Source organism: Campylobacter sp. US25a, from assembly GCF_004379075.1.
GTDB lineage: Bacteria > Campylobacterota > Campylobacteria > Campylobacterales > Campylobacteraceae > Campylobacter_D > Campylobacter_D jejuni.
Window position 1 is genome coordinate 1 of the sequence record NZ_RYYM01000145.1, and the last position, 257, is coordinate 257.

Here is a 257-nt window from a genome sequence, read left to right on the forward strand (position 1 = left end):
TTTTTTATCTTGCCATTGCTCAGGGCGTGTTTCAACACCTTGAACTAAAACACCAAAGTGCAAATGATCCCCCAAAGCCAATCCACTTACACCTGTTCTACCTATTACACTTTTTTTGCTTAAAATCTCATCAAGTTCAACACTTTTAGAAGAACAATGCCCATAAAGACTATAAACTCCAAAACCATGATAGACGATTAAATTAAGTCCATAAATTCCATTTTCTTCTGCAAATACGACTTTGCCTGAATTATTAC

The 257-nt window shown here is 35.0% G+C and carries 1 protein-coding gene; it reads right to left on the reverse strand.

Annotated elements, in window-relative coordinates:
- Positions 1–257: M23 family metallopeptidase (locus ELQ12_RS10080; protein ID WP_134264765.1), on the reverse strand; the 257-nt coding region annotated here is incomplete at both ends.